20 protein-coding genes and 1 riboswitch are annotated in these 24,433 nt (G+C 67.4%); of the genes, 11 read left to right on the forward strand and 9 right to left on the reverse strand.

The window, feature by feature from the left end; translation table 11 throughout:
- Positions 1-11 precede the first annotated feature (11 nt).
- On the reverse strand, positions 12-1,211 hold the full coding sequence (locus tag QJR12_RS14325; protein ID WP_300583534.1) for a pyridoxal phosphate-dependent aminotransferase: 1,200 nt from the start codon (positions 1,209-1,211) through the stop codon (positions 12-14).
- 173 nt (positions 1,212-1,384) lie between these two features.
- Between QJR12_RS14325 and QJR12_RS14330 the strand changes: the two genes are divergently transcribed.
- Positions 1,385-2,596 carry an acetyl-CoA C-acetyltransferase gene (locus tag QJR12_RS14330; RefSeq protein WP_300583537.1) on the forward strand — a complete coding sequence of 404 codons (1,212 nt, stop codon included), beginning with the start codon at positions 1,385-1,387 and terminating at the stop codon, positions 2,594-2,596.
- Positions 2,597-2,712: 116 nt separating this feature from the next.
- Positions 2,713-4,848: a 3-hydroxyacyl-CoA dehydrogenase NAD-binding domain-containing protein gene (locus QJR12_RS14335; protein WP_300583539.1), complete on the forward strand. Its 2,136-nt coding sequence runs from the start codon at positions 2,713-2,715 to the stop codon at positions 4,846-4,848.
- A 64-nt stretch (positions 4,849-4,912) separates the two neighbouring features.
- On the opposite strand, the gene QJR12_RS14340 is transcribed toward QJR12_RS14335, so the two are convergent.
- Positions 4,913-5,533, reverse strand: a complete 621-nt coding sequence (locus tag QJR12_RS14340) for a class I SAM-dependent methyltransferase (protein ID WP_300583541.1) — start codon at positions 5,531-5,533, stop codon at positions 4,913-4,915.
- 334 nt (positions 5,534-5,867) lie between these two features.
- Here QJR12_RS14340 and QJR12_RS14345 point away from each other — a divergent pair, with 334 nt between their 5' ends.
- Positions 5,868-6,854 carry an LLM class F420-dependent oxidoreductase gene (locus QJR12_RS14345; RefSeq protein WP_300583543.1) on the forward strand — a complete coding sequence of 329 codons (987 nt, stop codon included), beginning with the start codon at positions 5,868-5,870 and terminating at the stop codon, positions 6,852-6,854.
- A gap of 104 nt (positions 6,855-6,958) precedes the next feature.
- On the opposite strand, the gene QJR12_RS14350 is transcribed toward QJR12_RS14345, so the two are convergent.
- The gene (locus QJR12_RS14350) at positions 6,959-8,611 is read right to left on the reverse strand and encodes a DNA repair helicase XPB (protein WP_300583545.1); all 1,653 of its coding nucleotides are present in this window, start codon (positions 8,609-8,611) and stop codon (positions 6,959-6,961) included.
- Entirely contained in the window at positions 8,608-10,902 is a 2,295-nt protein-coding gene (locus tag QJR12_RS14355) for a helicase C-terminal domain-containing protein (RefSeq protein WP_300583547.1), read from the reverse strand. The genes QJR12_RS14350 and QJR12_RS14355 overlap by 4 nt, the downstream gene beginning before the upstream one ends.
- A gap of 119 nt (positions 10,903-11,021) precedes the next feature.
- Here QJR12_RS14355 and QJR12_RS14360 point away from each other — a divergent pair, with 119 nt between their 5' ends.
- From QJR12_RS14360 to QJR12_RS14375, 4 genes are read left to right on the forward strand one after another with little or no spacing between them, the layout of a single operon-like run.
- Positions 11,022-11,222 (forward strand): hypothetical protein, encoded by a 201-nt coding sequence (locus tag QJR12_RS14360; protein ID WP_300583549.1) that lies wholly within the window; start codon positions 11,022-11,024, stop codon positions 11,220-11,222.
- Positions 11,223-11,232: 10 nt separating this feature from the next.
- Complete coding sequence (gene moaC, locus QJR12_RS14365) at positions 11,233-11,736, forward strand: cyclic pyranopterin monophosphate synthase MoaC (protein WP_300583552.1); 504 nt, start codon at positions 11,233-11,235, stop codon at positions 11,734-11,736.
- Positions 11,733-12,215 carry a MogA/MoaB family molybdenum cofactor biosynthesis protein gene (locus tag QJR12_RS14370; RefSeq protein ID WP_300583555.1) on the forward strand — a complete coding sequence of 161 codons (483 nt, stop codon included), beginning with the start codon at positions 11,733-11,735 and terminating at the stop codon, positions 12,213-12,215. Before moaC ends, QJR12_RS14370 begins: the two co-directional genes overlap by 4 nt.
- The gene (locus QJR12_RS14375) at positions 12,212-12,637 is read left to right on the forward strand and encodes a molybdenum cofactor biosynthesis protein MoaE (protein ID WP_300583557.1); all 426 of its coding nucleotides are present in this window, start codon (positions 12,212-12,214) and stop codon (positions 12,635-12,637) included. Before QJR12_RS14370 ends, QJR12_RS14375 begins: the two co-directional genes overlap by 4 nt.
- Before the next feature lie 43 nt (positions 12,638-12,680).
- Here the strand turns inward: QJR12_RS14375 and QJR12_RS14380 are convergent, their stop codons facing one another.
- The 3 genes from QJR12_RS14380 to moaA all read right to left on the reverse strand — a co-directional run bounded on the left by QJR12_RS14380 (position 12,681) and on the right by moaA (position 15,128).
- Positions 12,681-13,523, reverse strand: coding sequence for a transglycosylase family protein (locus QJR12_RS14380; protein WP_300583560.1), 843 nt, complete (start codon positions 13,521-13,523; stop codon positions 12,681-12,683).
- A 272-nt stretch (positions 13,524-13,795) separates the two neighbouring features.
- A complete protein-coding gene (locus QJR12_RS14385; RefSeq protein WP_300583563.1) occupies positions 13,796-14,056 on the reverse strand; it encodes a MoaD/ThiS family protein in 261 nt (86 codons plus the stop codon).
- Position 14,057: 1 nt separating this feature from the next.
- The gene (gene moaA / locus QJR12_RS14390; protein WP_300583566.1) at positions 14,058-15,128 is read right to left on the reverse strand and encodes a GTP 3',8-cyclase MoaA; all 1,071 of its coding nucleotides are present in this window, start codon (positions 15,126-15,128) and stop codon (positions 14,058-14,060) included.
- Between the two features lie 383 nt (positions 15,129-15,511).
- On the opposite strand from moaA, the gene QJR12_RS14395 reads away from it, so the two are divergent.
- The 3 genes from QJR12_RS14395 (at position 15,512) to QJR12_RS14405 (ending at position 19,134) form a co-directional block, all read left to right on the forward strand.
- On the forward strand, positions 15,512-15,919 hold the full coding sequence (locus tag QJR12_RS14395) for a cold-shock protein (protein ID WP_300583569.1): 408 nt from the start codon (positions 15,512-15,514) through the stop codon (positions 15,917-15,919).
- A 133-nt stretch (positions 15,920-16,052) separates the two neighbouring features.
- Positions 16,053-17,996: an acyl-CoA dehydrogenase family protein gene (locus tag QJR12_RS14400; protein WP_300583572.1), complete on the forward strand. Its 1,944-nt coding sequence runs from the start codon at positions 16,053-16,055 to the stop codon at positions 17,994-17,996.
- Positions 17,997-18,111: 115 nt separating this feature from the next.
- On the forward strand, positions 18,112-19,134 hold the full coding sequence (locus QJR12_RS14405; RefSeq protein WP_300583575.1) for a glutathione S-transferase C-terminal domain-containing protein: 1,023 nt from the start codon (positions 18,112-18,114) through the stop codon (positions 19,132-19,134).
- A 9-nt stretch (positions 19,135-19,143) separates the two neighbouring features.
- On the opposite strand, the gene QJR12_RS14410 is transcribed toward QJR12_RS14405, so the two are convergent.
- Positions 19,144-20,274, reverse strand: coding sequence for a HoxN/HupN/NixA family nickel/cobalt transporter (locus tag QJR12_RS14410; protein ID WP_300583577.1), 1,131 nt, complete (start codon positions 20,272-20,274; stop codon positions 19,144-19,146).
- Positions 20,275-20,328: 54 nt separating this feature from the next.
- Positions 20,329-20,410: riboswitch (cobalamin riboswitch) on the reverse strand.
- A 173-nt stretch (positions 20,411-20,583) separates the two neighbouring features.
- On the opposite strand from QJR12_RS14410, the gene QJR12_RS14415 reads away from it, so the two are divergent.
- Entirely contained in the window at positions 20,584-21,825 is a 1,242-nt protein-coding gene (locus QJR12_RS14415; protein ID WP_300583580.1) for a transposase family protein, read from the forward strand.
- Positions 21,826-21,862: 37 nt separating this feature from the next.
- Here QJR12_RS14415 and QJR12_RS14420 read toward each other — a convergent pair whose 3' ends face one another.
- A complete protein-coding gene (locus QJR12_RS14420) occupies positions 21,863-24,430 on the reverse strand; it encodes an SEC-C domain-containing protein (protein WP_300583583.1) in 2,568 nt (855 codons plus the stop codon).
- Between the last annotated feature and the right edge of the window lie 3 nt (positions 24,431-24,433).

Here is a 24,433-nt window from a genome sequence, read left to right on the forward strand (position 1 = left end):
CCCGACAGGCGTCAGGTAGCGGCAGTCGTCAGGCCGTCGCGCAGCAGGCCAAGTCGTCTGATGGCCTCATCGAGGGTATCGTCACGCTTACAGAAGGTGAAGCGCACCAGGTGATTCCACACATCGGCATGTCGGTTCGCGGGATCGCAAAACGCCGCCATCGGGATCGCCGCCACGCCAACCTTTTCCGGCAGCATCGCGCAGAACGCCGTGCTGTCGTGGTAGCCCAGCGGCCTGGGGTCGGCGCATAGGAAATAGGTGCCGAAGCTGTCATGCACACCGAAGCCGATGTCGGCGAGCGCGGCCGCCAACCGATCGCGCCGGGCCTGCAGCAAGGTCCGCAGCGCAGCCACCCAGGCATCTTCGGTGTTTAGCGCCAACGCCACCGCGGGCTGGAACGGAGCGCCGCCGACGTAGCTCAGATACTGTTTGGCCGCGCGCACTGCGGCGATGAGTTGCGGTGGTCCGCAGGCCCATCCGATCTTCCAGCCGGTGCAGTTGAACATCTTGGACGCACTGGAGATGGTGATGGTGCGTTCGGCCATGCCCGGATAGGTGGCCAGCGGAATGTGGCGGTGCCCCGCCGGGGACGGGTACACCAGCTGCTCGTACACCTCATCGGTGATGACCACCAGATCCCCCGCCGTTGCGACCTCGGCGATAACCGCCAGCTCCGCCGGGCCGAGCACCGTGCCGGTCGGGTTGTGCGGCGAGTTGACGATCAACGCCCTGGTTCGGGGTGTCACCGAACGCCGCAGTGCATCGGTGTCCAGGGCGAAACCCCGCCCGTCGGGCACCAGCGGCACCGCTATCCGCTGAGCCCCCGCCAGCACCACCACCGGTGAGTAGGAGTCGTAGAACGGCTCGATCAGCAGCACCTCCGAACCCGGCTCGACCACGCCGAGCACCGCCGCCGCGATGGCTTCGGTGGCCCCGACGGTCACCAGCACCTCGGTGTCCGGGTCGTACTCGACGCCGAAATGCCGTTTGCGGTGGGCGGCGATGGCCTGTCGGAGCGCCGGGATGCCGATGCCGGGCGGATACTGGTTGACGCCCGCGGCGATGGCGTCTTGGGCGGCTTTCAGCATCGCCGCCGGTCCATCCTCGTCGGGAAAGCCCTGTCCGAGGTTCACCGCGCCGAGACGCTCCGCCAGCGCCGACATTTCGGCGAACACCGTGGTCGCGTACGGCTGCAATCGCGACACCGTCATAGTCGTCGAGCGTAGGGCGTTTCGGTTCGTGACCATGCTCGCAGGACGCACAGCACCCGGGGTGACCAGGGTAGCCCAGCTCGGGCGGCCACCGAGCTCCCAACCAACAGGTTGATCGGGCGTGCTGTTAGGGTGGCGGGTACGAAATGCCACACGCCGAAGAGGGGTCAGCCATGTCACCTGAAGCCTTCATCTACGAAGCCATCCGCACCCCGCGCGGCAAGCAGAAAAACGGGTCGTTGCATGAGGTCAAGCCGCTGAGCCTGGTGGTCGGCCTGATCAACGAGCTGCGCAGACGCTTTCCCGATCTCGACGAGAACCTGATCAGCGACGTCATCCTCGGCGTGGTGTCGCCGGTCGGTGACCAGGGTGGTGACATCGCCCGGGCCGCCGTGCTGGCCGCCGGATTGCCCGACACCACCGGTGGTGTGCAGCTCAACCGGTTCTGCGCATCGGGTTTGGAGGCCGTGAATATCGCCGCGCAGAAGGTGCGTTCCGGGTGGGACGACCTGGTGCTGGCCGGCGGCGTCGAGTCGATGAGCCGGGTGCCGATGGGCTCCGACGGGGGCGCGATGGCGCTGGACCCGGCCACCAACTACGACATCGGGTTCGTGCCGCAGGGCATCAGCGCCGACCTGATCGCCACCCTCGAGGGTTTCTCCCGCGAGGACGTGGACGCCTATGCGCTGCGCTCTCAGCAACGGGCGGCTGCGGCGTGGTCGGGCGGCTACTTCGCCAAATCCGTGGTGCCGGTGCGCGACCAAAATGGCCTGGTCATCCTCGACCACGACGAGCATATGCGGCCCGACACCACGATGGAGGGCCTGGCCAAGCTGAAGCCCGCCTTCGACACTATCGGCGCGATGGGCGGTTTCGACGATGTCGCGCTGCAAAAGTACCACTGGGTGGAAAAGATCAACCACGTGCACACCGGCGGTAACAGCTCCGGGATCGTCGACGGCGCGGCGCTGGTGCTGGTCGGTTCCGAGGCCGCCGGCACGTCACAGGGCTTGACACCGCGTGCGCGTATCGTCGCCACCGCAACCAGCGGCGCCGAGCCGACGATCATGCTGACCGGTCCGCAACCGGCCACCCGCAAGGTGCTCGACCGGGCCGGCCTGACGCTGGATGACATCGATCTGATCGAGCTCAACGAGGCGTTCGCCTCGGTGGTGTTGAAGTACCAAAAAGACCTGGGCATCCCCGACGAGAAGCTCAACGTCAACGGCGGGGCGATCGCGATGGGCCACCCGCTGGGGGCCACCGGCGCGATGATCCTGGGCACCATGGTCGACGAACTCGAGCGCCGCAACGCCAGGCGTGCGCTGGTCACGTTGTGCATCGGCGGCGGCATGGGGGTGGCCACCATCATCGAACGGGTCTAGACGGGTCTAGGAAGCACCGGCGAGGTGGCTGCAGAACTCGACATTGCCGCCAAAAGTATCGGCCAAAAGTATCCGCCAAAAGTATCGAATAGCCGCGAAAGGGAAACTAAAAGCCCATGCCCGACAACACTATTCGGTGGGACAAGGACACCGACGGGATCGTCACGCTGACCATGGACGATCCGTCCGGGTCGGCCAACGTGATGAACGAGGCCTACATCGAGTCGATGGGCAAAGCCGTCGATCGCCTTGTTGCCGAAAAGGATTCGATCACCGGAGTGGTGGTCACCAGCGCGAAGAAGACGTTCTTCGCCGGGGGCGACCTCACCGCCATGGTGCGGGCCCGGCCCGAGGACGCCGGACAGTTCTTCGACACCGTGGAGACGGTCAAGAAGCAGTTACGCACGCTGGAGACCTTCGGCAGACCGGTCGTGGCAGCCATCAACGGCGCCGCGCTGGGCGGCGGACTGGAGATCGCGCTGGCGTGCCATCACCGTATTGCGGCCGACGTCAAGGGCAGCCGGATCGGCCTGCCGGAGGTGACGTTGGGCCTGCTTCCCGGCGGTGGGGGTGTCACCCGCACGGTGCGGATGTTTGGCATCCAGAACGCCGTTGTCAACGTGCTCGCCAGCGGCACCCGGTTCACGCCGCTCGAGGCCAAGGACATCGGGTTGGTCGACGAGGTGCTGCCCACCGTCGAGGAACTGGTGCCCGCCGCCAAGGCGTGGATCAAAACCCATCCCGAGGACCACGTGCAGCCTTGGGACAAGCCGGGCTACAAGATACCCGGCGGCACACCCAGTTCACCGTCGCTGGCGGCCATCCTGCCGTCGTTCCCGGCAAATCTGCGCAAGCAACTCAAGGGGGCGCCGATGCCGGCGCCGCGCGCCATCCTGGCCGCCGCGGTCGAGGGCTCGCAGGTCGACTTCGACACCGCCACCCGCATCGAAAGCCGCTATTTCGCCCAACTGGTCACCGGCCAGGTCGCCAAGAACATGATCCAGGCATTCTTCTTCGACCTGCAGCACATCAACTCCGGGGGTTCGCGGCCATCCGGCTACGGGAAGACCACGTTTAAGAAGGTCGCGGTGCTGGGCGCCGGGATGATGGGTGCCGCCATCGCCTACGTCTGCGCCAAGGCCGGCCTGGAGGTGATCCTCAAAGACGTCAGCCTGGAGGCCGCGCAGAAAGGCAAGGGGTACTCGGAGAAGCTGGAAGCTAAGGCGCTTTCGAAGGGCAAGACCACCCCGGAGAAGTCCGACGCGCTTCTCGGTCGCATCCACCCCACCGCCGACGTGAACGACGCCGCGGGCGCCGACCTGGTCATCGAAGCGGTATTCGAGTCGGTTGAGCTCAAGCACAAGGTGTTCGCCGAAATCGAGCCGCTGGTGGCGCCCGACGCGGTGCTGGGCTCCAACACCTCCACACTTCCGATCACCGAGTTGGCCACCGGGGTCAAGCGGGCCGGGGACTTCATCGGCCTGCACTTCTTCTCCCCCGCGGACAAGATGCCGTTGCTGGAGATCATCAAGGGGCACAAGACGTCCGACGCGACGCTGGCGAAGGCGATCGACTTGGCGTTACAGATCGGCAAGACCCCGATTGTGGTCAATGACAGCCGCGGTTTTTACACCTCCCGGGTGATCGGCACGTTTCTCAACGAGGCGATCGCGATGCTCGGCGAAGGGGTGGAGCCGGCCAGCATCGAACACGCCGGCGGGCAAGCCGGCTACCCGGCGGCGCCGCTGCAACTCTCCGACGAGCTCAACCTGGAGCTGATGGCCAAGATCGCCAAGGCCACCCGGGACGGTGTCGAGGCCGCGGGGGGAACCTACACCCCGCATCCGGCGGAAGCCGTCATCAACAAGATGCTCGAGCTCGGGCGGCCCGGCAAGCTCAAAGGCGCCGGCTTCTACGACTACGTCGACGGCAAGCGGAGTCGGCTGTGGCCCGGCCTGCGGGAGACGTTCCACTCGGGTGTGTCGAAGCCGCCGCTGCAAGACATGATCGATCGGATGCTCTTTATCGAGGCACTGGAAACCCAGAAGTGCCTCGACGAGGGGGTGCTGACCTCCACCGCCGACGCCAACATCGGATCGATCATGGGGATCGGGTTCCCGCCCTGGACCGGCGGCACCGCCCAGTTCATCGTCGGCTACCCCGGCGGTAGGGACGGGTTCGTCGCGCGGGCCCGCGAGCTGGCGACCAAATACGGCGACCGCTTTTTGCCCCCGGAGTCGCTGACTTCTTAGCGTGAGCAGGCGCAAAAGCCCGCGGAACAGTGAGGTTTAGGGGGCTTTTACGTCTGGTGGCCTGCTACCCGTTGCGCTGCAGCAGATACGAGCGTGCCTGAAATCGCGCCGTAAATCGCGCCGTAAACCCGTTTCCATTTGTCCCCCGCGGTTCATCGGTCGTCGACAGTAGCGCCCATTTGGGCGTGAACCGGCGCTCAATCTCGGATTGCTCGACTCCCGCCGGTCCGAAGCCACCACTGGGTTTGAAGGCGACTATGAAAAGCCGTGCCTCTGGGGCGGCCGCCGCGGTGACCTCCCGGACGTAAAGATCACGATCGTCGGCACTCATGCCGTGGAAGCAACCGTTGTCCACGATCAACTGGAAAAACCCGCCGACACCGGCCTGACTCAAATGTGTGACGTCGGCGCGAACAAAGTTGACCGTGACGCCAGCGGCGCGGGCCTTGGCGCGCGCCTTGTCGAGCGCCTTGGGCGTGAAGTCAACCCCGGTGACTTGCCAGCCGTGTTGGGCGAGATAGACCGACGCGTCTCCGGTGCCGCATCCGACATCAAGCGCCGATCCCGACGGCAGCGCATTGGTTCCCTCGATGAGTTCCCGCAGCGTCGCTGATTGCGGATGACCGTCCCAGGGAGTAAACCCGAGCCCGTAGAAGATCCGAAACAATGTCTGTCGAGAAGCCATAACTTCACGGTATTCCGTGACCGCAAATGTGGGCGGGGCAATAAGTGGGCATCTTGCCCTCGACGCCGACCCGCGACGCGCCTGCCGGCGCGCACCGCGGAAACGCGCCGCCACCGGCAGCCGGGAGCTGCGCTCCACGGCTTTTGGAGCACCCGCCAGTTCCCGGGGGATTGCCCGGGACGGATGCTTCCCGCAACGCCGTTGTCGACCCGGGGTCGTCCGGCGCTGATCGGAAAGGTGCGGAAGCGGCGTGGCCGGTTCGGCAAGCCGGCCGACGCCCTGAGAGCCCCCGAAATCTGACACCGCCGGGCGGCACGTTCTAGAGTCGCAAGCTATGCGCTTCGGACTGTATATCCCGCAAGGCTGGCGATTGGATCTGGTCGGGATTGAACCCGCGAAGCACTGGGACGTCATGCGTGGTCTGGCCGGCTACGCCGACGCCGGGGTGTGGGATTCGTTGTGGGTGTATGACCACTTTCACACGGTGCCGATGCCGACCGGTCAGGCAACGCATGAAGCGTGGTCACTGATGGCGGCGTATGCGGCGATAACGTCACGGATCAAGTTGGGCCAGATGTGTACCGCGATGAGTTATCGCAATCCGGTCTATCTGGCCAAGGTGGCAGCCACCGTCGACATTATCTCGGGCGGCCGCATCCAAATGGGCATCGGCGGTGGCTGGTACGAACATGAGTGGCGGGCATACGGTTACGGTTTCCCTTCGGCGCGGGTGCGTCTCGAGCGGTTGGATGAGGGTGTGCAGATCATGCGCGACGCCTGGCGCGACGGCAAAGTCAGCTTCGCCGGTGAGCATTATCGAGTCGATGGCGCTCTCGTGGAACCGAAGCCACTGCAGGACAAAGGTATTCCTTTGTGGATCGCCGGCGGTGGGGAAAAGCTGACGTTGCGTATTGCGGCGAGATATGCGCAGTATACGAACTTTTCCTGCGAGCCGGACGCTTTCGCGCACAAATCCGAGATCCTCGCTGTACACTGCCGCGACGTCGGCACCGACTTCGATGCGATTGTCCGCTCGGCCAACTTCAACGTCGTCATCGGTTCATCGAACACCGACGTCCAATCCCGCCTGCGGCGGGTGCGCGACCGGATTGCTCGCCATGTTCCTGCTGCGGCAGATTCGGTGGTGGCCGGCGTCAGCGGGCGGCAGTCGGCTACGGGCACACCGGCGCAGGTGATCGAGCGGCTGACGCGCATGCGTGAACTCGGGTGCGGCTACGCGATCTGCTATTTCCCAGAGGCCGCCTATGACCGGTCCGGTATTGAGTTGTTCGAACGGGAGGTGATTCCCGAGTTGAGTTAGCAGGTTGCTGACGATATTTTCCGACGAACGGGCTAGCGCCCCAGCAGACGCAAAAGCCCCCGAAACGCGGAGTTTCGGGGGCTTTTGCGTCTGCTCGCCACAATCTAAACCGCGGGCCCCAGCAGGTCCTCAGCGTCACGAATGATATAGCCGTAGCCCTGCTCGGCCAGGAACCGCTGGCGGTGTGCGGCGTATTCGGCATCCTGGCTGTCGCGGGCGACCACGGAATAGAAGATGGCACCGCCACCGTTGGCCTTAGGCCGCAGCAGCCGGCCCAGCCGTTGGGCTTCCTCTTGGCGTGAGCCGAACGTTCCCGAAACCTGCACCGCTACGGAGGCTTCGGGCAAGTCGATAGCGAAGTTCGCTACCTTGGACACCACCAGTGTAGACAGCTCACCACGGCGAAAGGCGTCGAACAGCGCTTCGCGTTCAGCGGTTTTGGTAGCACCCTGGATCACGGGGGCGCCCAGCACGGCGCCTAATTCGTCGAGCTGGTCGAGGTAGGCCCCGATCACCAGCCGCTGATCATCGGGATGCTTCTCCAGAATCGCTTTCACCACCGCGATTTTGGTGTGTGCCGTCGAGCACACCCGGTAGCGTTCCTCTGGTTCGGCGGTGGCGTACTTCATCCGCTCACCGTCGGTCATCGTCACGCGCACTTCGACGCATTCCGCTGGCGCGATCCAGCCCTGGGCCTCGATGTCTTTCCAGGGCGCGTCATAGCGTTTGGGGCCGATAAGTGAGAACACGTCACCCTCGCGGCCGTCCTCGCGGATTAGCGTCGCCGTCAGCCCGAGCCGGCGCCGCGACTGCAGCTCGGCGGTCAGCCGGAACACCGGCGCCGGAAGCAGATGCACCTCGTCGTAGATGATCAATCCCCAATCGCGGCTGTCGAACAGCTCCAGGTGGTGATAATCGCCCTTTCTGGAGCGCCGGGTCATCATCTGATACGTGGAGATGGTGACCGGCCGGATCTCCTTGCGTTCGCCGGAGTATTCGCCGATTTCGTCCTCTGTCAGTGATGTCCGCCTGACGAGCTCGCGTTTCCACTGCCGCGCCGCAACGGTGTTGGTGACCAAGATCAGCGTCGTCGCACTGGCCTTTGCCATCGCCGCCGCTCCGACCAACGTCTTACCGGCGCCGCACGGCAGCACCACCACCCCGGATCCGCCCGACCAGAACGACTCGACCGCCATCTGCTGGTAGTCGCGGAGGTGCCAGCCGTTTTGCCGAAGGCTTATCGGGTGCGCCTCACCGTCGACATAGCCAGCGAGATCTTCTGCAGGCCAACCGATTTTGAGCAGCATCTGCTTGACTCGACCACGTTCGCTGGGGTGCACGACAACGGTGTTGTCATCGATGCGCGCGCCGAGCATCGGCGTGATCTTCTTGTTGCGCAGCACTTCTTCAAGCACCGGACGATCGAGGCTGACCAGCGTTAGGCCGTGTGCCGGATGCTTGACCAGCTGTAGCCGGCCGTAGCGGGCCATGGTGTCGACGATGTCGACCAGCAGTGGCTGCGGTACCGCGTAACGCGAGTAACTGACCAGCGCGTCGACGACCTGCTCGGCGTCATGCCCGGCGGCACGGGCGTTCCACAGGGCAAGCGGGGTGATGCGATAGGTGTGCACGTGCTCGGGAGCGCGTTCCAACTCGGCGAACGGCGCGATGGCGGCGCGCGCCTCACCGGCCAACTCGTGGTCCACCTCGAGCAGCACGGTCTTATCGGACTGCACGATCAGCGGGCGGTCATTCATTGGCGCTGCTCCTCCTCCTCGGCGCGCTGTGCATCGTCGTCGGCGCGTACCACCGAAGTGATGCGGTGAATGGCGAAATCCCGCGGCCGTCCGGAGGTCAAATCGAAGGCCACCAACTGGCCACCGCGCAGGGCGATCGGTGCGACCACCCGCCGGGTGGGCACACCCGCGCTATCCACGTAGCCGATCACCACCGCGGCCTTCTGACGCACGGCCTGCGCCAACTGCGACATCGCATCCGGTGACTCCCCGTTGCTGGCGGTGAATGGCGCGGTGGACACCCTGCGCAGTACCGTGACGATGGCGTTCAGGGTTTCCCGACCGGGGCGTGGCGTCGTGCGGGGGGTGCGACGGCGCCGCGGTGTGGCGATCCGGGCCCCCCGGCTCCGGACATTGACGACGGCTCCGGAGGAGTCCTCGGCGACGGGGGCAAAACCCGCTCCGCGCAAGGCGGCGAGCACCTCGGCGATCGGGGCGGAAGACACCGCCACCGTCGGGGCCAGGGCACGTAACTGCAGGTGTTCGGCCAGCGAGGTGACCGCGGCGGCCAACAGCGCCGGGTCGTCACATCGCACAAATGATGCGGCCGCACCGACCCGAAGCCGCCCATGGCGACGCGCAACGTCATCGATAAGGTACGTGAGTCCCTGCGGCACCGGTGTTGTGGAATGCCTCTCGAATAGCGCGTGCAGGGAGTCGGCGGTCTTGCCGATATCCAAAGCGTGCCGGATCGACCGTTCGCTGATGCGGTAGACCATTGCGGTGCCGGCTGATTCGACGGTGGCGACGGCGGCCAACTCCTCGGCGACCCGGCGCTCCAACGGACCGGGCACCACGACCGTCAGGTCGGCCTGCACCACAAAGTGGGTGATCGGCTGGGGCAGTGCGTGGGCCATCGCCGCGACGGCAGCATCACCGGTGGCGTCGGTCAGCAGCGCGCGCCCGGCCGTGCTGATAGCCCCGCGCCCCACCAATCCCAGCTGATGCGCCTCGTCCAGCAGTTCGGCCACCGGGCCCGGCTGCAGCCGCCCGGCCCAGCGCGGTCGCCGCCAGACCAGCGCCTTCGATGCCGAGATGTTGTCGACACCGACCCCCGCCGGCAGGTCGGCCAGCATGCCTAAAAGCAGCCGGCGGTCTAATGGGGCCGCCGTCGAATATATCGAATCTGACAGCGCACCATAGGGTTTGGCGTCAGGACCGCGGGTGCCGATCAACCCCGGACGGGCCGGTAGGTCCAGCCAGGCGCGGGCCAGCAGATGCCAGCGCTCGGCGGTGGGTGCCTCGGCGAACCGGTCGGCGACCACCGTCGGCGCCCAATGGGGCTCCTCAACGTGTCGGCCGTCAAGTGGTCGCGGATCGGGTATGCCGCTGGCGATCAGGCCGGCGGCGGCCGCCACCTCCAGGATGAGGCCCAGCCGCGCGTCGTCGATCCCGGTCGCCTTCGCCAGCCGCCTGACCTCTCGTACCCCCAGCCCGCCGTTTCGCAGCGTGACGACCGGCGCGGCGCCCAGGGTGTCAAGCACCACATCGAGCTCCCGCAGCAGATCGATGACCGCCCCGGCCGCTGCGGCATCGACGTCGGCTTGCGTGGTGCTGGCGACCGCCGGATCGGGTGCGCTGAGCTGCGTCGGACCGGGTTCCTGGCCGTACAGCACGTGCCCAACCAGGCGGGGCAAAATCACGGTCTCGGCATCGATTCGCCGTAGCAGCCCTTTGGCCAGCAACCGCGGCACCGGGCGCTCCGAAGGCGCCCCCGGCGCGGCGTCGCGGGTGCGTCCCAGTGGGGACCCTTCCCGCAGTTTGTCAAGCACGGCGAGTTCTTGATCGTCAAGCTCCGCGATCAGCTTGCCGATCTGTTCGCCGGTCTGAGAGTCGTCCTCCAGGGTGACCTGCCCCGGATGCCACGGTAGCGCCACGGCTGCGTCGGCGGCCACCCGAAGCTGGGGGTCTCCCCACACCAGGGCGCGGTCCCTGAGGTCATTCAGTGCGCCAAGGATCTCGCTTTCCGGGGCGCGTCGGCCGATCAGCGCGAGCAGCTTAGCGACCGGCACCGGGGTGGTGTCGGCGTGCAGCACCAGCAGCGCGTCGAGCAGCGCCAGCCGCAGGAAGTCGAGGTCATCGGTGGCCGCCCTGATCGACTGACGGGCCTGCGCCCGGGCGGCGAGCGCGGCGATACTGACCGGCGGCGGCTGGGCGAGGTCGGGGCGCAACTCCAGCAGACGCACCAGCTGCGCGTCGGGCAACCCCGCCAGCCAGGATCCCAGCGGGATGTCCGGGGTGTGTTCGGTCATCGCCGACCAGCGTACGAGCACGAAGCCGGGCAACGAACCCGAAGCCGACGGCCAGCAAGCGGAGCGTACCAGCCCGCAGCCGAGCCACACGCCCGCCCGTGACCTGTCAGAATGGAGCCGTGGCTGACAACGCTGAGAACACATCACGCAACACCAGGTACGTCGACAATGGCTGGCCGACGACCGATCCCAGCGATCATGCGGTGAGCGAACTGAAAACCGACCGGACCGGTGCGCTGTCGCCATACGGTGACCTGGTGTTCCCGCTGCCGGCAGACGAATTGCCCTACGTACACCCGGTCACCGTCGTGAATCGATAGGTTTAACGGAATGCCCAAGGCTCCGGTGACATCGCAACCCGATGCGGGCGCGCTATCGCACCTCGATGAGCGGGGTGCAGCGCACATGGTCGATGTCACCGGGAAAGAAGCCACCAAGCGCACCGCCGTCGCCGCCGGGGTCTTCCGGACGTCGGCGCGCGTCGTGTCGCTGATCTCGGCCGCCGGTCTGCCCAAGGGCGATGCGCTGGCCACCGCCCGGGTGGCGGGGATCGTGGCCGCTAAACGCACCAGCGAGCTGATCCCGTTGTGCCACCAGCTCGCACTTACCGGTGTCGACGTCGATTTCACCGTCGGTGAGACGGATATCGAGATCACGGCGACGGTGCGCGGCACCGACCGCACCGGTGTGGAGATGGAGGCCCTGACCGCGGTCAGCGTCGCCGGGCTCACGCTCTACGACATGGTCAAAGCGGTTGACCCGGCGGCTCGTATCGACGACGTCCGGGTGCTGCGCAAGGAAGGCGGGCGCAGCGGTACCTGGGTGCGGCCATGAGCGCCCGCTCGGCTCGGGTGGTGATCGCCTCCACTCGCGCGTCGACCGGAGTGTACGCCGACCGATGCGGGCCGATTATCGTGGAATGGCTTGGGCAGCGCGGGTTTTCACCTGTGCAACCGGAGGTGGTTGCCGACGGGGAGCCGGTGGGCCGGGCGTTGCGCGATGCCGTCGCCGACGGAGTCGACCTGGTGATCACTTCCGGCGGCACCGGCATCTCACCCAGCGACCACACTCCCGCCCAGACCATGGCGGTGCTCGATTACGAGATCCCCGGTCTGGCCGACGCCATCCGGCGTGCGGGCTTGCCGAAGGTCCCCACCGCGGTGCTCTCGCGCGGGGTGTGCGGCGTCGCCGGCCGGACCCTGATCGTCAACCTGCCCGGTTCGCCCGGCGGGGTGCGCGACGGCCTCGCGGTCCTCGCCGACGTGCTGGACCACGCGCTGGACCAACTCGCCGGCGAAGATCACCACCGATGACCCGGGTCCTGCGTGCGACGCTAACCGACCAGCCGATCGTGCTCGCCGAGCACGAGGAACTGGTGAGCCAGCGGGCCGCCGGGGCTGTCGTCGGCTTCGCCGGCGTGGTTCGCGACCACGACGGCGGGCGGCGGGTGGTGCGGCTGGAGTATTGCGCGCATCCGTCGGCCGAGCAGGTCATGGCCGATGTGCTGGCGGAGATAGCCGAGCGGTGTTGCGGTGTGCGGGCGATCGCGGCAAGTCACCGGATCGGCACCCTGGAGGTCGGCGACGCGGCCCTGGTGGCCGCGGTCGCCGCCGACCATCGCCGGGCGGCGTTTGACACCTGCGCGCGTTTGGTGGACGCCATCAAGGCCCGGCTTCCGGTGTGGAAGCAGCAGTTTTTCGCCGACGGAACCAACGAATGGGTGAACTCGGCCTGACACGCCGGTGCGCGAACACCCCGGCGCGGCGAGATCGGCGTGGCTAACGCACCGCTGCGGCAGTCACCGCGGGCGCACCCGACGGTTGTGGGGCCAGTGCGGCGAGCGTGTCGTTGCCGCTGACACCCTGGGCCCGAATCGCCTGCCACAGCTGCTCCAGATAGCCGGGGGCATCCGACGGGCCGGGGTCACCGGCGGTGGCCCAGCTCACTTCTTCGGCGACGGCCCCGCGATCACTCGCCGGCTCCGGGTCGGAAGCGGCCTCCCCGAGGACGGGTCCCTCGGCGGCCGGTTCGAAGGGTGCCGCTTCCTCGGCCGCGACGGGTTCGGCGGGCGCCGATTCGTCGTCGACGGCCAGTTCCACCGGCAGCGCCTCCGCGGTGGGGGGCGCGGGCTGCGCGGCGGCAACCACCGGCTTGTCATCGGATGCGGCGGCGTCCCACGTCCCCGGCTCGCCGGTGGCGGGGGGATCATCCACCGGGACGTCCGCGGGCGGTGGGTCGGCGAGGAGCCTGCGCGGCGTCGGGCCCGACAGCACGCCCCCGCAGGCCGGCCACGCGCCGCGCCCCTGGGTCGCCAAAACCCGCTCGGCAACGATAATCTGCTGTTCGCGGCTGGCCATATTCGCCGCCGGCGCAAACTCCCCGCCGCCGTGGGCCGCCCAGGTGCCTCGGGTGAACTGCAGTCCACCCTGATAGCCGTTGCCGGTGTTGATCGACCAGTTCCCCCCGGATTCGCAGCGGGCCACTTGATCCCATTCGCCGTCGGTCGCGGCCGATGCCTGGCCCGCCAGGGCGATACTGCCGCCTCCGATCATCGCACCGGTGACGGCGGCCTTGGCGACACGGACAGAGGATTTGGTGGGCTTGCGATGCCGTCCGGTCATACGTCGGAAAGTCCTCTCGGTCGGCGCCTGCGAGGAGAGCCATCGGCTCCGGCTAGGTAGGCGCGGGCGGCCGGCCACTCGATAGGTGTGGCGGGCCGGGCATGAGGCTAGCGGGTCGACACGCTTTCCGTCATGTCGTGGCGGGTTCGGCGTGGCGGTCGCCCTCGTCCGCCAAAAAGGCCAGGAAAGGCTGTCATCGCCGCAGGTCACAATCCTTCGCAGAGATCGTGGCCGATCCGTGATCATTCCGTTATGTGATGAAGATCACGTCATCAGCCCCCGGCGAAGGGCGGCAGAACATCGATGGTGTCGTCGGAGCGCAACGCGGCGGCGTCGTCACGCACGGCGACGCCGTCGCGGAGATAGGAAGATCGGGTGAGCACCGTCGCCAGCCGGGCGTTGCGGCGGCCGAGGGCGTCGATCAGCTCGGCCACCGTGGCCCCGGGCCGCAGCGTCACCGTTTCGGACTCGGTGCCGGCGGCCGCCCGCGCGGCCGCGAAGTAGCGGACGGTGACCCGGATGTCGTCGGCCACCTCAACCGCCGATCGCGCTCATCGGGCGGTCGGGCTGGACAAAGTGGGGGTCGTTGATGCCGTGCCCGGCGGGTTTGCCCCACATCGCGGCACGCCATGCCGCTTCGATCGCGTTGTCGTCGGCGCCGGCGCGCAACAGCCCGCGAAGGTCGGTTTCTTCGGTGGCGAACAGGCAGCTGCGGATCTGGCCATCGGCCGTCAACCGGGTGCGGTCACAGGCCGAGCAGAACGCCTGCGACACCGACGCGACGACACCGACTTTCCCGGCCGGCCCATCCGGGCCCGGATCGACCAGCCAGAGCTGGGCGGGAGCCGAGCCGCGCGGCGCGGGGTCCGGCTCGAGGCGGAAATGGCCGCGCAGCGCCGCCAGCACCTCATCGGCGGTCAGCACCGCGGCCCGGCGCCACTGGTGACCGGCGTCCAGCGGCATCTGCTCGATGATCCGCAACTGGTAGCCGTGCTCAAGGCAGAACCGCAACAGCGGCACGACGTCCTCCCGACCGGTGACGGGGTCGAGCACCGCGTTCACCTTGACCGGTTCCAGGCCGGCGGCCTTGGCGGCCGCCAAACCCGCCAGCACATCGGAAAGCCGGTCTCGGCGGGTGATGGCCGCGAAGTGCTCGCGGCTCACGGTGTCCAGCGACACGTTGACCCGGTCCAGGCCCGCCTCGGCCAGGGCGGCTGCCCGGCGCTCCAGCCCCAGGCCGTTGGTGGTCAGCGAGATTTCCGGACGCGGCCGCAGGCTCGCGGCTACCGCGACCAGTTCTTCGAGGTGGCGGGCCAGCAACGGCTCACCGCCGGTGAACCGCACGCTGGTGATGCCGAGCCGGCTGACGGCGATGTGTAACAGCCGGGCCAGCTCGTCAGGCCGCAGCAGCTGGTCGCCGGGCAGCCACGCCAGGCCTTCCGCGGGCATGCAGTAGCGGCATCGCAGGTTGCACCGGTCGGTCAGCGACACCCGCAGGTCGGTGGCGATCCGTCCGAAGGTGTCTACCAGCGGCCCGGCGCCGGGCGCGGCGGCGTCGTCGTGGCGGCGGCGTATCGTCGGCAGGCCCAGGGCAATCGGTGTCATGGGCGCATCCATTCGCAGGGGGAAGGGGGGGTACCGCGGGCGATGCGCGTTGCCCGGGGCGTCGGCCGGGCTGCCCATCGCGCGGATCGCGCCGGGCGCAAGGCACCGGCCCCGGCCGGGACGGTGATGGCGAGCCGGGAGCAGACCCGCGCCCTGCGCTGGCAGCCGATGACCACCCCGGGACCGCCGCAAACCCGCCGACCGGCGTTTAGGATCAGGCGCATATCTCCTCCAGCAGTATTGTCAGCCTAGCGACTCCACAGAACGGTGCTCGGCGGGCCGCCATCCGGGTAGGATCAGCGGTATCGCGTCCTGACAGGTGGGGCGCGTCCTTCTTGTGTTGTCCGCCCCAGTGGTCCGTCAGACAAGCAGGTGAGAGACCAGTGCCGACCGGCAAGGTGAAGTGGTACGACCCGGAGAAGGGGTTTGGCTTCCTATCCCAAGAGGACGGCGAAGACGTCTACATCCGGTCTTCGGCGTTACCGCCAGGCGTGGAGGGGCTGAAAGCGGGGCAGCGCGTCGAATTCGGCGTGGCTACCGGTCGCCGCGGCCCGCAGGCGTTGAGTGTCAAGCTGATCGAGCCGCCGCCCAGCCTTGCCCGGGCGCGTCGTGAGGGCCACGCCGAACACCGGCACACCCCCGATGAGCTGCACGGCATGGTCGAGGACATGATCAAGCTCTTAGAGAGCGCGGTGCAGCCCGAACTGCGCAAGGGCCGCTACCCCGATCGAAAAACGGCCAGGCGGGTTTCCGAGGTGGTCAGGGCGGTCGCCCGTGAGCTTGATGGCTGACGGCCCGCGTGCCGCCCAACGGCCGGTCCGCCACTCGATCATCCCGCTGCGCCGGGGCGTCCACAGCGAGCAGACTGGGAGCTGAAGCCTCGGCTAAGAGGCACCGGGTCGGCTAACACCAGGGAGTGTCCCGATGGCACAACACGCACACGTCACCGCGGAGCAGGCGAGGGCGCTAGCCGAGGAATCACGCGAAGCCGGTTGGGACAAGCCTTCCTTCGCCAAGGAGCTGTTTCTGGGTCGTTTTCGGCTGGAGTTAATTCACCCGTTTCCCCGGCCGTCTGATCACGAGGCCGCCCGTACCAGGGAGTTTCTGGGCAAGCTGCGGGAATTCCTCGAGACGCTCGACGGCGGTGTCATCGAGCGTGATGCCCGGATTCCCGACGAATACGTCAAAGGCTTTGCCGAACTGGGGTGCTTCGGGCTGAAAATTCCCGCCGAGTACGGCGGCCTGAACATGTCGCAAGTCGCCTACAACCGCGCGCTGATGATGGTTTCGACCGTGCATCCCAGCCTCGGTGCCCTGCTGTCGGCGCACCAGTCGATCGGGGTGCCGGAGCCGCTCAAACTTGCGGGAACCGAAGAGCAGAAGCGGAAATTCTTGCCGCGATGCGCTGCCGGGGCGATCTCGGCGTTTTTGCTCACCGAACCGGACGTGGGTTCGGATCCGGCGCGCCTGGCGTCGACGGCGACACCGGTGGACGACGGGGCTGCCTATGAACTCGACGGCGTGAAGTTGTGGACCACCAACGGTGTGGTCGCCGACCTGCTGGTGGTCATGGCCCGGGTGCCCAGCGGGGCTGGGCACCGGGGCGGCATCAGCGCTTTTGTCGTCGAAGCGGATTCACCCGGGATCACCGTGGAGCGGCGCAACCAGTTCATGGGACTGCGCGGGATCGAAAACGGCGTGACGCGGCTGCATAAGGTTCGCGTTCCCCGGGAAAACCTGATCGGCCGGGAAGGCGACGGTCTCAAGATCGCGCTGACCACACTCAACGCCGGCCGGCTGGCCATTCCCGCGATGGCCGCCGGAGCGGGCAAGTGGTCGCTGAAAATAGCTCGGGAATGGTCTCGAGAACGGGTCCAGTGGGGAAAGCCGATCGGCGAACACGCCGCGATCGCCGGCAAGATTGCGTTTATCGCCGCCACCTGTTACGCGCTGGAAGCGGTGCTGGAGCTCTCCGGCCAGATGGCCGACGAGGGCCGCAACGACATTCGCATCGAAGCGGCCCTGGCGAAATTGTGGTCCAGCGAGATGGCCTGCGTCATCGCGGACGAGCTGGTGCAGATCCGCGGCGGCCGCGGGTATGAGACCGCCGCGTCGCTGGCCGCACGCGGGGAGCGGGCCGTGCCGGCCGAGCAGGCGGTGCGCGACTTGCGCATCAACCGCATCTTCGAAGGCTCCAGCGAGATCATGCGGTTGCTGATCGCGCGTGAGGCGGTCGATGCCCACCTGAGTGCCGCGGGGGAACTCGCCAACCCCAAAGCCGACTTGCGGCGCAAGGCCAAAGCGGCGGTGGGCGCCAGCGGGTTCTATGCAAAATGGTTGCCGCAGCTGGCCTTTGGCGAAGGACAACGGCCCACCTCCTACCGTGAGTTCGGCAGATTGGCGAGCCATCTGCGGTTTGTCGAACGCTCCGCACGCAAGCTGGCGCGTAACACCTTCTACGGGATGGCCCGCTGGCAGGCCGGGCTGGAGCAAAAGCAGGGGTTCCTCGGGCGCATCGTGGACATCGGTGCGGAGCTGTTTGCCATGTCAGCGGTGTGCGTGCGGGCCGAGGCCCAACGGGCAGCGGATCCGGTTGAGGGTGAACAGGCCTACGACCTGGCCGACGCGTTCTGTCGGCAGGCCAGCTTGCGGGTCGAGGCACTGTTTCATGCGTTGTGGGCCAACACCGACAGCACCGACGCGCGGCTGGCACACGGTGTGCTGGCGGGTCGCTACACCTGGCTGGAAGAGGGGATACTCGATCAGTCCGAGGGCACCGGGCCCTGGATCGCGTCGTGGGAACCGGGGCCTTCCACCCAAGCCAATGTGGCGCGGCGGTTCCTGGGGGTGCCGCAAGCACAGCCCTGATCCGTCGGCGCGGCTCAATCAATCCCACCGGTTGCGCCGAAAGGCGCTCGGGTGTGCGGCGCGCCCGTGCGATCGCCGCATCCTCAACCGGGCACTATCAGGGCACCATAACGGCATGGGAACCTATGTCTCCGAGGCGGGCGAGTTCACCCGCGACACCGACTACATCACCACCCGCATCACCGCAGACGGGCGGGACGGCTATCCCGTCGAGCCCGGTCGCTACCGGCTCGTCGTCGCCCGGGCCTGCCCGTGGGCCAATCGCGCGATCATCGTGCGGCGCTTGCTGGGGCTGGAGGACGTGCTGTCCATCGGGTTTTGCGGCCCGACCCACGACGAGCGCAGCTGGACCTTCGATCTCGATCCGGGTGGTGTCGACCCGGTCCTGAAGATCCCGCGGCTGCAAGACGCCTATTTCAAACGTTTTCCGGGCTATCCGAAAGGAATCACCGTCCCGGCGATCGTGGACATTCCCACCGGCGAGGTGGTCACGAACGACTTTGCCCAGATGACGCTGGACTTCTCCACGCAATGGACCGCCTATCATCGCGACGGCGCTCCGCAGTTGTATCCCGAGCCGCTGCGCGCGGAGATCGACGCGGTGAACAACCGGGTCTACACCGATATCAACAACGGCGTATACCGCTGCGGCTTCGCCGGTTCGCAGCAGGCCTATGACGCCGCCTACGACCGGTTGTTCGCCGCGCTGGACTGGGTGAGCGATCGCCTGTCGGACCGGCGATATCTGGTGGGCGACACCATCACTGAAGCCGATGTCCGGCTGTTCACCACACTGGTCCGTTTCGACGCGGTGTATCACGGCCATTTCAAGTGCAATCGATTCAAGCTCACCGAGATGCCGGTGCTGTGGGCCTACGCCCGCGACCTGTTCCAGACGCCCGGATTCGGCGACACCGTCGATTTTGTCCAGATCAAGCAGCATTACTACATCGTGCACGCCGACATCAATCCCACCCGGATCGTGCCGAAGGGCCCGGAGCTTGGTGGCTGGTTCACCCCACACGGCCGGGAGGTGTTGGGCGGCAGGCCTTTCGGCGACGGATCGCCTCCCGGACCACCACTTGAGGCCGAACGGGTGCCCGCCGGTCACCGCGGGTGGCCGCCAGCGTGCAACTAGCGACCCGCTTTATTGGCCGGTTTCCCCGGATGGGTTTGTCTGCCAGCGGTGCTGGGAATCGGTAAGTCGCCAGTAGGCGATGGCGCACGCCCAGGTTGCGACGAACAGACCGACGACGATAAACCCGACGTTATTGAGGCTGAGCGCGCTGATCCAGTCGGTTGCCGGATTGACCCAGCCCAAGTTGTCGTGCAGCACGCTGACCAGTTCGATAGTGCCGATGAGCAGTGCGATTGCGACCGATAAGCCGGTGATGGCCAGGTTGTAGAAGATCTTGCGGGCCGGGTGGGCGAACGCCCAGTCGTAAGCCAGAGTCATCAACAGCCCGTCGGCGGTGTCCATCAGGCTCATCCCCGCGGCGAACACAATCGGCAGGGTGAGCACGGCGTACCAGGGCAGGCCGGCGGCGGCTCCGGTGCCGGCCAAGGCGAACAGCGCCACCTCGGTGGCAGTATCAAAGCCCAGGCCGAACAGCGCGCCGACCGGAAACATCTGCACCGGGCGGGTGATGCGTTTCATGATGGGCCGCAAGATACGGCCCAGAAACCCACGGTTGTTCAGGTGGTCTTCCAACTCTCGCTCGTCGAATTGGCCGCGGCGCATCGCGTGCAAGACGCGCCAGATCCCGATCAGCGAAACGGCATTGATGATGCCGATCAGATACAGAAAGCCGCCCGACGCCAGCGTGCCGGCCACTCCCAGAGTGCGGCGGGCAGACGAGTCGTCAGTGAGCAGCACGCCGGCGGCTTTCGTTCCGGCGGACACCAGCACCGCCAGCGCCAGCACCATCATCGAGTGGCCCATGGCAAACCAAAAGCCCACGGCCTTCGGCTTTTTGGCATCGGCAGTCAGCTTTCGGGTGGTATTGTCGATGGCGGCGATGTGATCGACGTCGATAGCGTGCCGCAATCCGAACGTGTAGGCGGTAACACCCAGCCCGATTCCGAACACCTGCGTACCCACCTGATAGCGATGCGGCGCGACGATCAACACCAACGCCCCGAACCCCACCAGGTGCAGCAGCCCGATCGCTGCTGCCAGCACCGCGACGTCCAGGAGGTCACGCCGGTTCCAGGATCTGATATGACGGCAGAACACTCCCGCCGGGGACAGGTCAACCGAATGCGATTCGGGCGTCACCCGCACCGTCCCTTCGGGGATGACGCGTCCCCATCGTGGGTGGTGTGAGCTCGGGTCTGGCTCCCGACGACCGTCGAGATCGTATCGGCGGTGCCGGACACAGTGGCGCGACCGCACCGGAATCTCACCGGTTTCCGCATCGCTCACAATGGACGGAGCGGGATGCTACACCGCGAACCTTACCGAGCGCCACCCGGCGCGTTGACTCATCAAAGATGCGCGCGTAGAGGGGATCGTTGCCTCATCTGAGAATGCGCGCGTGCGGCGCGCCTACCCGGCAGCTGATGCCTCGCTGGTTAGGCCCGGGTGATGGGGCTGACAATGAGTCAACGCAAGGCAGTGACGAGGACGATCGCGGCCCGCTACGCGCGGGCGGACAAGGCCGGCAAGGGCCGGATTCTTGACGAGCTGTGCGCCACCACTGGGTGGCATCGCAACCACGCCCGCAAAGCACTCAAGGACGCGCTGCGCCCAAAAGTGGTCAAGACCCGGGCGCCTCGCCCGCCGAAGTACGGTCCGAAAGTCATTGCGGCACTGATCTTCTGCTGGGCAACACTGGGCATGCCGGCTGGCAAGCGGTTGGCGCCGATCCTGGCCGAGTTGGTGGATCGGCTGCGCCGGTTCGGTGAGTTGGTCATAGATGACGACACCGCGACACTGCTGGTGGCGATGTCGGCGGCCACCATCGACCGCCGGCTGGCCCCCGAACGCAAAAAACATCAACTCAAGGGCCGCAGCCGCACCAAGCCCGGGTCGTTGCTCAAGTCCCAGATCCCGATCCGGACCTGGGCAGACTGGGACGATGCGGTGCCCGGGTTCGTTGAGATCGACCTGGTCGCCCACGATGGCGGCAATGCCGCTGGTGAGCACGCCTGGACACTGACGGTCACCGACATCGCCACCGGCTGGACCGAGCAGCGCAGCGTGCGCAACAAGGCCCGCAAATGGGTGCTGGAAGCCTTGGACGACGTCGCGAAGGCGATGCCGTTCCCGATCCTGGGCGTAGACAGTGACAACGGGTCTGAGTTCATCAATTACCACCTGCTGGACTGGTGCGAGCAGCGCAAGATCACGTTCACCCGGTCGCGGCCGGGCAACTCCAACGACGGCTGCCACGTCGAGCAGAAGAACTGGGCGATTGTGCGCATTGTGGTCGGCTACCATCGCTACGACACACCGGCAGAACTGTTGCTGCTCAACAAGATCTGGGTATTGCAGTCACAGTTGACCAACTACTTCTACCCGCAGCAAAAGCTCGTGTCCAAGGTCCGTCACGGCGCCAAGGTCACGAAGAAATACGACACCGCGACCACCCCGCACCGCCGCGCCGAACACCACGCAGCCGTCTCAGTCGAGGACAAGGCGATCCTGGCCGACACCTACGCCGGGATCAACCCCGCCGCTGTGCAGCGCCACATCCAGGCCCTGACAACCGAGCTGTTGGCGATCACCACCAGCAAGGCCGGACCCAAGGCGAAGGCGCCTGTGAACACCCTCCCTACGCGCGCATCCGCAGATGAGGCAACGAATCAGACCTCGCGCGCATCTTGACGTGATTCAACAGTCCCGGGTGGTTGCCCGATCGGTGTTACCGCAGGCCGAGCGCGTCCCGCAGCCGGTCGGCGTCCATGCCGCCGCGGGCGGCCTCACCGGCGGGAAAGGTGTCCAGGAGCCTGATCAGGTCGGCGCGGCGGGTGGGGTCGTCGGCGGCCTGTCGCGGGGTGTGCCCGGCCAGCGCGGGGATGGGCTCGTCGAGCCATTTGGCCTCGTAGTCGCGGATGAATTCGTCGAGGGCCGCGGCTATCTCGGGGTCCTCCGGGTCGAGGGCCTGCCCGCCGGTGATCGGCAGCTGCCGTGCCAGCTCAGCGGCCTCGCGGGTGTTGCGCAGCGGGTGGCGGGTATCGGCGAGCACCGTCATCGCGGGGTCTAGCCGTGCCAGTGTGCTCAGCACCCGGTCCATGCGCTTCTCACTGTTGGTCTCCACCCGCAGCGTGTCGCCGTCGAGCACCAGGGTCGCCCGGATACGCTGCATGCCCTGGGTGGTGACGTGCTCGAACCAGCACGGCGGCTCCTCGCCCTCGACACGGTCGTAGGTGTCGTCCAGGACGGCCGTAATCCCCTCCGGGTCGCCGGGACGCACTCTGGCCTCGCAGATCGTCAGCGGGTCGCCCTCGGTGTTGGCAAGCCCCGGTGGTGCGAACCGCCGGCTCAGCTGCGCTACCAGCGTCACCGCGTCAGCTCCGGTGTCGAGCAGCTCGATCAGCGGATCGCGCTCGTGCAGCGCGACCGGTTCCAGCCCGCCGAAGAACTGCTTGCCGTCCCCGACGGGCAGCACGCGGGTGCAGATCAGCTGCCGCGGGCGAAGATGACGGCTGCCCACCCGTTCCCGCACCTCGTGCCGGTCGCCGGTGCGCACGTCACGCACCGTGACCCCCTGACCGGGCTGCACCCGCTCGACCTCGAACACCGAGCGCTCCACCAGTAGCCACTGCTCGGCCAGCAGCCGCTCGTCGTCGGGCAACAGCGACCCGCGGGCCGCCACGAACTCCGCGAACGCCCCGCCCTCGAACAACACCGTGTCGATCACCAGCGGGTCACCCAGCGCCGTCGCCAACGCGTCGGGGCTATCGTCGGTGTACCGGCAGCGCTCGTAGCCCGCCTCGAGCAGCAGGCCGTTGCGATCGCCGAGCAGCGCGTGCTGGATGGCCTTGCCGTACAACCAGCCCGCGCGCTCGGCCAGCGGCAACCGCTCGCGCCCGAGATGGCACTTTTTGTATTTGCGACCAGAGCCGCACCAGCAGGGCTGGTTTCGGCCGAGGTCGTGGCGCGGCTCGCTGCGGTGCCGCGCCAGCAACTCCGCGAGCGGATGGTCCGGCTCGGCGCCGGCGCGGCGCAGCAAGGCCAGCCCCCGCTCGGCGTCGCCGCGGTCGGAGGCGATGCGGGCCAGGTCGAGCAACGGCAGCGGCCAGCCCGGATCCATCGACTCGGCCGCCAGCAGGTCGCGTTCGGCCGCCTCGAGATCGCCGACCCGCTCCAGGGCCACCGCCCGCAGCCAGCGACACGCCACCCGCGCCGGGCGCGGCACCCGGGGTTCCAGCGCCTCGGCCAAGAGGCCCAGCGCGCCCGCCCCCGCGCGGCCGGCGCCGACGGTCTCGGCGACCAGCAGCTCAGCCAGTCGCGGATCGGCGAGCACGGCCCCCAACGTGCCCACCAGATCGAGGAGGCTGTCGGTCGCTCGTGGTTCCGCGGGCTCGGCAGTCGTGGTCGGGTCCTCCGGCGGCTCCTGCGCGTCGGCCGCCGCCATCAGCAGCAGCGACATCTGGTCATACACTTTGAGCAGCGTGTACAGCGCGAACGCGTCGTCGGGCCGCAGAGCGTGGCGCTCGGCGAGTGTGGCGCACCCGCGCTCGAAACGCCAACGGGCGAAATCGAAACCACCGGGCGCGAGCCACTCGCCGTAATGCGCCAGACCGTGCTCGTCGACGAGCTCGCTCAGCGGCGCCAGCGGCTCGGTGAACACCGCCGGGTCCTCGGCGCACGCCGTCCACACCGCCGCGTCGAAGTGCACCGGCTCCTCGGCGGCGCATATCGCGCCCAGCCGCGCGCCCAGCGTGGGAGTTTGCGCGGTCGCGGTGACCCGATCGATCGACAGTCCCAGATCGGTCGGCCGCACCCCGACCAGATCCCCCTCGACCGCCCCCAACGCGGCCAGCGTTCCCGGCGCCAAAAGCAGCGCCCCGTTCAGTCCGACCACCTCCGCCGGGACACCCCGCCGCTCGAGGAGCTCGGCGTCGAAGCCGCCCAGCACGACCAGCGCGGGCGACCCGTCGGCGAGCCGCCGGTACCGCTCGTGCCCGCAGAGCGCGATGATGGGCTCCAGGTCCGGGGTCACGGTGAGCAGGTCGTGCGTGACCTCGTCGGCGCTAAGCCGGTGGGTGAACACCCGCCCGGCCAGCACCGCCGGCAGCCATACCCACCGGTCATCAACCAACTGGCTTGCCGGACAACCGATTTCGTCGAGAAGCTGGTCCAGTATGGCATCCGGGTTGTGGACACCGCGCTCCTGTAGCCGATGCACGAGATCGTCCTCGTGCAACGGGCCGTGCTCGGTCAGAACGTCTGCGAGGATCGCCCCGGCATCCAGAGTCTCAGCCACGGC

It is taken from the genome of Mycobacterium sp. (genome assembly GCF_029961025.1).
GTDB lineage: Bacteria > Actinomycetota > Actinomycetes > Mycobacteriales > Mycobacteriaceae > Mycobacterium.

Excerpts from the sequence above, each read along its gene's own strand:
- QJR12_RS14335 (WP_300583539.1), top strand. The coding sequence starts at position 2,713 with ATGCCCGACAACACTATTCGGTGGGACAAGGACACCGACGGGATCGTC.
- QJR12_RS14325 (WP_300583534.1), bottom strand. The coding sequence starts at position 1,211 with ATGACGGTGTCGCGATTGCAGCCGTACGCGACCACGGTGTTCGCCGAA.
- QJR12_RS14370 (WP_300583555.1), top strand. The coding sequence starts at position 11,733 with ATGAGCGCCCGCTCGGCTCGGGTGGTGATCGCCTCCACTCGCGCGTCG.
- QJR12_RS14400 (WP_300583572.1), top strand. The coding sequence starts at position 16,053 with ATGGCACAACACGCACACGTCACCGCGGAGCAGGCGAGGGCGCTAGCC.
- QJR12_RS14340 (WP_300583541.1), bottom strand. The coding sequence starts at position 5,533 with ATGGCTTCTCGACAGACATTGTTTCGGATCTTCTACGGGCTCGGGTTT.
- QJR12_RS14415 (WP_300583580.1), top strand. The coding sequence starts at position 20,584 with ATGGGGCTGACAATGAGTCAACGCAAGGCAGTGACGAGGACGATCGCG.
- QJR12_RS14330 (WP_300583537.1), top strand. The coding sequence starts at position 1,385 with ATGTCACCTGAAGCCTTCATCTACGAAGCCATCCGCACCCCGCGCGGC.
- QJR12_RS14355 (WP_300583547.1), bottom strand. The coding sequence starts at position 10,902 with ATGACCGAACACACCCCGGACATCCCGCTGGGATCCTGGCTGGCGGGG.
- QJR12_RS14405 (WP_300583575.1), top strand. The coding sequence starts at position 18,112 with ATGGGAACCTATGTCTCCGAGGCGGGCGAGTTCACCCGCGACACCGAC.
- QJR12_RS14345 (WP_300583543.1), top strand. The coding sequence starts at position 5,868 with ATGCGCTTCGGACTGTATATCCCGCAAGGCTGGCGATTGGATCTGGTC.
- moaC (WP_300583552.1), top strand. The coding sequence starts at position 11,233 with ATGCCCAAGGCTCCGGTGACATCGCAACCCGATGCGGGCGCGCTATCG.
- QJR12_RS14380 (WP_300583560.1), bottom strand. The coding sequence starts at position 13,523 with ATGACCGGACGGCATCGCAAGCCCACCAAATCCTCTGTCCGTGTCGCC.
- QJR12_RS14350 (WP_300583545.1), bottom strand. The coding sequence starts at position 8,611 with ATGAATGACCGCCCGCTGATCGTGCAGTCCGATAAGACCGTGCTGCTC.
- moaA (WP_300583566.1), bottom strand. The coding sequence starts at position 15,128 with ATGACACCGATTGCCCTGGGCCTGCCGACGATACGCCGCCGCCACGAC.
- QJR12_RS14375 (WP_300583557.1), top strand. The coding sequence starts at position 12,212 with ATGACCCGGGTCCTGCGTGCGACGCTAACCGACCAGCCGATCGTGCTC.